Below are 7,477 nucleotides of genomic sequence, written 5' to 3'. Positions count from 1 at the left end.
TTATTGCCGTTATTTTTCTCTCAAGTTTTCGTAATAATTGGTAATCAATATTAAATTTAATAGGACGCAGATTTTCGCAGATAAACGCAGATATATATTTTCTGTGAATTTTTTTATTTTTAATATCCAGAAAATCTGTGTTTACCCTGTTAGATAGTAAACATCTAACAGGGTGAATCCGTGTCCAACAAGGAAATTCCTATACAATTGAATTAATTATGACGCGGATTTTCGCAGATCCTCGCAGACAAAACAATCAGGGACAATTCCTGTATTCTCAATCTTTATCTTGCCAATCTGCGTTTATCTGGGTCCAGAATAAAAAATTATAATGCCTGTTGGGCTTTGTCAATCTTTTTCCCTTCCTTTGACGACGATATAAAAAATCAGGAAAACCGCGGCCAGGCAGATTCCCAGAGCCAAGAAGATCTTGATCGCTGGACTGCCTTCATCATCGGAACGCTGGAAGCACCCTGACGCAAACAAGAGCAAGATTGAAAAAATCCGACTCCAATTCTTAAAGATTTTTCTGGCGATGTTTCCAAGTTGATTCAATCCACTCATTGAATAAATCTAATTGAGTTTATGGTCGATTTTTAATATATTTAAACCCAGCTGCCAAGAATAGTTTACCCTACTATAAAAAAATATTCACCATAGATATCAAAAAATGAGTGAGCTTCAAAAAATTCCCAGTGTAAAAATTTTTATTAAGTTTCTTTTCCCCCTTTTTTTAATCCTGACTTTTGAGAGTGAAAGCGCCTTCCCGAACGAACAAACTTTCATCTTTCTAACTCTCAAGGAGAAAAAAATAAGAGTTGAAGTGGCCCGAACGGAAAGGGAGAAAGCCAAAGGGTTGATGTTCCGGGAAAGCCTTGGAAAAGACGAAGGCATGCTCTTTATTTATGATCGGGAAGAAATGCTTTCTTTCTGGATGAAAAATACCCGCATCCCTCTTTCCATTGCTTTCATCGATCAACAAGGAAGGATCGTGGACATCCAGGATATGGAACCTTTCAGTCTGCGGACGCGCGTTTCCGCCCGGCCGGCCCAGTACGCCCTGGAAGTAAATCAGGGTTGGTTTAAAAAGAACGGAATCGATGTGGGAGATTCTGTTCACCTCCCTTTCACCGTCCCGAAATGATTTCCTTATTTTTTTTCTTGGCCTAGGTTTGGATTCTGCGGGCAGGCAATGGGCCTGCCGGCATGCATCTCCTGCGCGCAAAAGTTGCAGTAGGTGCAGGTAACAACTTCGTCTTCTCTCCCCTCCTGCATCTTCTCTGGCCAGTACGGATCAGCCAATAACTGTCGGCCGAGGGCAACAAGGTCAGCCTTCCCTTCCTGTAAAATCTTTTCGGCCCCGGCCCGGGTTTGCACTTTCCCCACCGCAATTACCGGAATGGTAACCTTCGCCTTGATTTTAGCGGCAAGTTCGGCGTGGGTCCCTTCGGGAGCCGAAGCCGGCGGAATGGAAAGCTCATCGGTCCGCCCCATGCCGGCGGAAACATCGATCACGTCCAGCCAGTGGTTCTCCAAGGCTTGGGCAAAGCGCGCACTCTCTTCGACAGAGATCCCTCCTGGGACACCATCTACCGCGCTATGCCGATAAAGTAGAAGGAACCTCTCTCCCACCGCCTCGCGCATGGCCACAACCAGCTCCATTCCCAAGAGCATGCGCTTCTCGGCATTCCCACCGTATTCATCGGATCTTTGGTTGGTTAAGGGCGAAAAGAACTGGTGGATGAAATACCCGTGCGCTCCGTGAACCTCAACCCCATCAAACCCGGCTTCCTGGCAATGTCTGGCGGCTGTGACGAATTTCTCGACCACCGTACGGATTTCCTCCCGGGTGATCTGGCGATAGGACTCCCGGACAGAAGGGGCAACCGCCTGGCCGTTCAATTCATTTCCGTGCCAGAGTTGCAAGGCTACTTTGGCTCCCTGTTCATGAATCGCCATGACCAGGGGACTCAGGCTCTGGGCCCAATTGGTCCGTAAAAGTAGATCGACGGGTGTGCCATGCACGATAATCAGACCCACTCCGCCCCTGGCGCGCTCGGCAAAATATTGAATGGCCTGGTTGTTCCTCAACCCGAAATTCGTAACCACGGGCGCAAAGACGGTGCGGTTTCTGAGTTCAGTGTCTTTGATCCGCAGCGGGTCAAAAAGGCGAGACATTTAATACTCCTTGAGAAAAAGGGTTCTTATATCTTTCCCATCTCTTTGGCGATTTGCAGGTAGGTATCAAACGGTTTGGCCGGGGGGACATAGAGCTCTTTGGGCTTTTTCCGGAAAAGAGAGAGGGCTTTCGTCGGGCAGGTCGTTACGCAAAGCCCGCAGCCCACGCACCTCTTGAGGTCGATATTCGCCCGGTCATCTTCCATGAAGATCGCCTCCATCTGGCATCTCTCCAGACAGGTTTCACAGCCGGCGCAGAGATCTTCATCCACCCGGGCGAAGTAATTGGATTTCACCCGGCTGCTGGGCTGGGGGTCGAGTTTAACAGCCTTGAGCACTCCGCAGCAGCAAGCACAACAGCTGCACATCCCCCCCACCTTTTGGGCGTTCGCCGGACTGGGCACCAACCCCGCTTTCTCATTCTTCCCCAAAATTTCCAGAGCCTCTTCCACCGCAATTTTTCGGGCCATGCCATTTTCGATGTAGTATTCCCCCGTGGCCCCAAAAAGGAGGCAGGTTTCGAGGGGCTTTCGGCAAGGATGGTCGAGGAGGCTGCTTTTCTTCCGGCAGATGCAGTCCGCCAGAGCAATCGTCTTCTGCGATTCGACGATTTTGCGTAATTCATCGTACGGCTGGATTTCCATGGCGGCGTCCAGGCTCTGCTGGACGGGCACAACCCGGAGCTGGGGGGTTTGGGGACGAATCATTTCTGCGTACAATGCCTCCCGGGCATACTCATCGAAAATCTCGGCCATCTCCCGGTCGAGATTCTTCACCTGGTACTCGAAGATCCCCACAATAAACATCGCGGCCATGTAATGGTAGGCTCCATTGAGCTTGAGACGCAAGATGAGTCCTTTCCTGGACATGTGGTACAGAAAATCCGCCACTTTTCCCGGGTTACGGCCCAGACGCTGAGCGATTTCTTCCGCCTTCTCCGGAAGAGGCTTCAGCTGGCAGGCCATTTCCGCTTCTTCTTCCGTGAAAAGCTTTTGGAGCATTTTGAGCTCCACTCCGCTCTGGGTTTTGGGATAGCCCGTGGGAAGGGAATCTAAGTGTTCCCGGAGTCTCTGATAAATCTTCTCATCCATCCTTGCTCTCCTCTTCCGGTTCCGGCTTTTTTCCGTTTTCCTCATCTTCGATCTTGAGCTGATCCAGATCTCTGAATTTATTGAAGTCTCCCTCCTGGTCCCCATAACGCTTCTGAATTGCGCGCACCCCATCTAAATTCGCCAGGAATACTTCCAGGATCTTCGGGTCAAAATGAGACCCTCGCCCTTCCCGGAGGATGCGGAGAACCTCTTCTTCCTCCAGGGCCTCCTTGTAAACTCTTTTCGAGGATAAGGCATCGAAAACATCCGCCAGGATGGTAATCCGGCCTTCGATGGGAATCTCTTCTCCCTTCAGGTGGCGAGGATATCCCGTCCCATCAAATTTTTCATGATGGGTGAGGGCCACGATGCGTGATTGTCTTAAGATCGTCGCCTTCGACCCTTTGAGGATATTCCCCCCGATAATCGTGTGGTACTCCATGAAATGTCGCTCTTCCGGTGTCAGGCGGCCGGGTTTCTGCAAGATGCCGTCGGGAATTCCTAATTTCCCTACGTCGTGCATGAGGCTGGATCGGAGAATCATATTCACTTTTTCTTCACCCCAGCCAAGGCCTTCAGCGATCAGGGTCGAATACTGGCTCATGCGCTTGATATGATTCGCCGTCTCTTTATCCCGGTACTCGGCAGCAACACCCAGGCGGAAGATAGTGTCTAAATGGGCTTGTTTCAGATCTTCGGTCAGCTCCGTATTTTCAATGGCCACCACGGCCTGGGAAGCCAGAGAGGAAAGTAACCTTTCGTGCTTGGCCGGGAACGGCACCACCTTTCCATCGGTCGCATCGTCCATGGCATTGATCAATTGCAGGACTCCCGCTACATTACCTTCCCGGTTGAGCATGGGGACCACCATCATGGAGCGGGTAACATAGCCGGCCCGTTCATCCCAGGAAGGGTTGTAATGGTAAGAAGCCTTGCGAGGAATCTCCCTCACGTCCGGGATGTTGAGTACTTTCTTGGTCAAGGCAACATAACCGGCGATCGATTCCCTGGAAATGGGCAGGGAGAAGGATTGATACATTCGACGCATGCACGCCTCTCCGCACCTTTCAACCAAACTTTGGCACTGGCTCACCTTGAAAATCAATTGGCCATCCTTCGCCAGGTAGAGCGTTCCCGCATCGGCCTTGGTCAGGCGGCGAGTCTCCTGCAGAATAAGGTCCAGGAGTTTCTCCAGGTCATGGATGCTGGAAAGCGCGATCCCTACGTTTAAAAGTTTTTCAAAGTCTTCGGCGAGGGAAGAACGATCCACGGCTCCTTGGACTCCTTATCTCACCTGGAATTCTTTGAGCAGGCGGACGAACCATTGGAAAAAGCAAAGATATGGGTGATTATAGACCTCTATTCCGCTAAAGGCAAGTAAGATTGAAATATTTTGCCAATTCTTTCTAGTGCCAATTCTTTCTATTTGACACCCTCCGGCAATCATCCTATATTTACAAATAAATCCGGAGGCCGTCTTGAATAAACAAGGGGAAAAAAGAAAAAACTCTTTGCGGGTTTTGGTTATCAGCGCCCACCCGGATGACGTGGACTTCGGCTGTGCCGGGACGTTGGCCAGGTGGGCAAAGGAAGGAGCGGAAATCGTTTATACCATCTGCACCAGCGGCGAGAAAGGGTCAGATGATCCCTCCGTGACCAACCTGGAATTAGCGAGGACACGCGAGAAAGAACAACTCGCCGCCGCCAGGGTAATCGGGGCCAAGGAGGTCATTTTCCTACGGAAACCCGACGGCGAACTGCAATATTCCCTGGAATTCCGAGGCGAATTGGTACGGATCATCCGCCAATGTCGCCCGGACATCCTCTTAACCCACGATCCGGCCAACCGCGCCTTTGATAACCAATACCTCTTCCATGCCGACCACCGCGTGGCCGGAGAACTGGCTTTTGATGCCGCCTACCCCGCGGCCCTGAACCGCAATTTTTTCCCGGGGCACCTGATCGAAGGATTAAATCCTCATGCGGTATCCGAGTTGTATTTTTTCGCCGCTTCCCAGCCGAATACCTGGGTGGACATCGAGCCCACCCTGGATCTGAAAATCAAGGCCCTGCGCTGCCACACCAGCCAGATCAAAGAGCCGAAAATTATGGAGAAGTTCGTCCGCACTTGGTTCGGCGCGTGGGGACGGGAGAAAGGTCTGGCCTATGCCGAGCGTTTCCGATGCCTGCAGATCTTCCGTGATCCTGGTCAGCGCCTTCGACAACTGAAGAAGTCTATGCCCTGAAGATTGATGGACTCGTAAAAAGCAAAGTAGGGGCACGGTTACCGTGCCCCTACATCAGATGCGAGGCGCGCAGCGGTTTTTACTTTTATCATGCAGCACCCATGGAACATCGGAGCGGAGATGGGATGGGTGTGGGAAAAGAAAGGAAATCTATAACTCAGAGAGATAGAAAGACAGGCTCAGGAGGAGGCCAGTGGATAAATGGGACAAAATGGTTAGGGCCTGGGCCGGTCTCAGTCTGGGGGAATTTTCGTATTCCTTCAAGGCCACCATGACCCCTTTCAGGTTAATGGGAATGGTACAAAAAGTAATGAAAGAGAATATGGGGAGGATTCTCAGCAGGACGCCCAGAGCCACAGAGAAATAAACCGCAGAAACCAACACCACAAAAACTTTGGCCGCCTTCTTTTTACCCAAACGGACCACCCAGTGGTTCTTGCCGACTGCCAGGTCCGCCTCCCGGTCCGGAAACTGGTTGATGAAAAGAACATTGGTGATTAAAAAGCCAACCGGAATCCCAGCCATTATGGCAACTGAACTGATGGTCTGAGCCTGAACAAAGTAAGCGCCGATCACCACCAGAGGGCCAAAACAGAAGCCGGTTAAAAGTTCGCCCACGCCCCGGGAAGCCAATTTCACCCGGGGTTCCACATAGAAGTAAGCCGTACCCACACCGATCAAACCCAGGGGAATGATCGGCCACCCCCTCTTCCACGCCAGGAAAAGGCCGATGGCGATCCCCAGCAACAAAGCACCCACGCCAAATCGGTAAACCGCCTCTGCCTTCAACCGGCCATCGATGATAAATGGACTTCCCCCGTCAAAAGGTCGGTTGGCTTCACGATTCAGAAGGTCGTTCCCACTGCGGTAATCGAAATAATCATTCAGCGTGTTGGTGGCGGTATGCAACGCCAGCACGCCGGCTAAGGTGAGCATAAAATATAAAGAATTAAAAATACGGGTTTCATGCCAGGCCATTACCGCGCCTAAAATTACGGGAACCAACGAAGCTGTAAAAAACGGAGCCCGCAATTCGGCCAGCCAAATTTTCAAAGGAACTTTTTGTTCTTTCATTCTCCCCTTCTCCAAATTTATCCCCATTTTACCCCAATTTGCCCTTTCGTCAATGGCAATTTCCTTCTCGCCCACCCCCAGTTTTGAACCTGGAAGCCACTCTCTCCCTGGATCAATACCGACGTCGAGTTGAAGTAATTCCACCCCCTCCTTCACCCTGTGGAGTCGAAGAACTTACTCCACAGGGCAAGCCCTCCCCCCTCGATGGGGAGGGAGAGGGTGGGGGGGCTAAAGTGGAATGGGGGGAAAAATGACCGATTTGATCCAAACCGTGGGAGCCGGTCTTTTGATCGGCTGCGTCTATGGGCTCCTGGGCCTGGGCATTGTCATCATCTTCCGGGCCTCGGAGGCCTTTAATTTCGCCATCGGGGAGTTTCTGGTCGTCGGTTCGTTTCTTTTTTACGTTTTTTTCTTTGACTTGCGCATTCCTTTTGTCCTCGCCCTTCCTCTGGGCCTCCTGGCCGCGGGGGCCATGGGAGCCCTCATCGAGCGCCTTTCCATCAAACCCCTTTTGGGGCGCTCGGCCCTCTCCATGACCATCATCACCCTCGGCCTGAGCAGTGTTCTCCGGTCTTCCGTGCAGCTCATCTTTGGCGCCCATTCTTATTCTTTTTTCCTGGACTTACCCGATATAAGTCTTGAATCCGAAAATCTTCTGTTTCCCTCGGAACGGATTTGGGCAGGGTTGTTATCGATTGTCGCCTTCGGATTCATTCTTTTCTTTCTTTTCCGTACCCGCTGGGGAGTGGCCATCCGGGCCACCTCGGAAAGCCAAGTCAAGGCCATGGCCTTCGGCATCGATGCCCGGTTCATTCTTCTCATCGTATGGGCCCTGAGCTCTATGTCTATCGCTATGGCCGGCGTGATGATCTCCAACTTCGGTGCCCT

The 7,477-nt window shown here is 51.3% G+C and carries 8 protein-coding genes; 3 read left to right on the top strand and 5 right to left on the bottom strand.

The features are described from left to right. Positions 1 to 348: 348 nt before the first annotated feature. Positions 349 to 492, bottom strand: a complete 144-nt coding sequence (locus Q7V48_06490) for a hypothetical protein (protein ID MDO9210382.1) — start codon at positions 490 to 492, stop codon at positions 349 to 351. 331 nt (positions 493 to 823) lie between these two features. Between Q7V48_06490 and Q7V48_06485 the strand changes: the two genes are divergently transcribed. Continuing rightward, positions 824 to 1,144, top strand: a complete 321-nt coding sequence (locus tag Q7V48_06485) for a DUF192 domain-containing protein (protein MDO9210381.1) — start codon at positions 824 to 826, stop codon at positions 1,142 to 1,144. A 5-nt stretch (positions 1,145 to 1,149) separates the two neighbouring features. Here Q7V48_06485 and Q7V48_06480 read toward each other — a convergent pair whose 3' ends face one another. Genes Q7V48_06480 through Q7V48_06470 form a run of 3 tightly spaced genes read right to left on the bottom strand, consistent with a single transcriptional unit; the run spans position 1,150 to position 4,539 of the window. After that, positions 1,150 to 2,178 (bottom strand): NADH:flavin oxidoreductase, encoded by a 1,029-nt coding sequence (locus tag Q7V48_06480; GenBank protein ID MDO9210380.1) that lies wholly within the window; start codon positions 2,176 to 2,178, stop codon positions 1,150 to 1,152. 26 nt (positions 2,179 to 2,204) lie between these two features. After that, the gene (locus Q7V48_06475) at positions 2,205 to 3,269 is read right to left on the bottom strand and encodes a 4Fe-4S binding protein (protein MDO9210379.1); all 1,065 of its coding nucleotides are present in this window, start codon (positions 3,267 to 3,269) and stop codon (positions 2,205 to 2,207) included. Then, complete coding sequence (locus Q7V48_06470) at positions 3,262 to 4,539, bottom strand: GAF domain-containing protein (GenBank protein ID MDO9210378.1); 1,278 nt, start codon at positions 4,537 to 4,539, stop codon at positions 3,262 to 3,264. The genes Q7V48_06475 and Q7V48_06470 overlap by 8 nt, the downstream gene beginning before the upstream one ends. A gap of 208 nt (positions 4,540 to 4,747) precedes the next feature. Here Q7V48_06470 and Q7V48_06465 point away from each other — a divergent pair, with 208 nt between their 5' ends. Beyond that, positions 4,748 to 5,515 (top strand): PIG-L deacetylase family protein, encoded by a 768-nt coding sequence (locus Q7V48_06465; GenBank protein ID MDO9210377.1) that lies wholly within the window; start codon positions 4,748 to 4,750, stop codon positions 5,513 to 5,515. 150 nt (positions 5,516 to 5,665) lie between these two features. Here Q7V48_06465 and Q7V48_06460 read toward each other — a convergent pair whose 3' ends face one another. Continuing rightward, on the bottom strand, positions 5,666 to 6,733 hold the full coding sequence (locus tag Q7V48_06460) for a prenyltransferase (GenBank protein MDO9210376.1): 1,068 nt from the start codon (positions 6,731 to 6,733) through the stop codon (positions 5,666 to 5,668). Between the two features lie 106 nt (positions 6,734 to 6,839). Here Q7V48_06460 and Q7V48_06455 point away from each other — a divergent pair. Beyond that, positions 6,840 to 7,477 (top strand): branched-chain amino acid ABC transporter permease (locus Q7V48_06455; protein MDO9210375.1); only part of this gene is annotated, 638 nt, incomplete at its 3' end.

This window comes from Deltaproteobacteria bacterium, assembly GCA_030654105.1.
In the GTDB taxonomy this organism is placed as follows: domain Bacteria; phylum Desulfobacterota; class SM23-61; order SM23-61; family SM23-61; genus JAHJQK01.
Note: the sequence above shows the minus strand (reverse complement) of the source record. Positions and strands in the feature narration are given on the sequence as shown.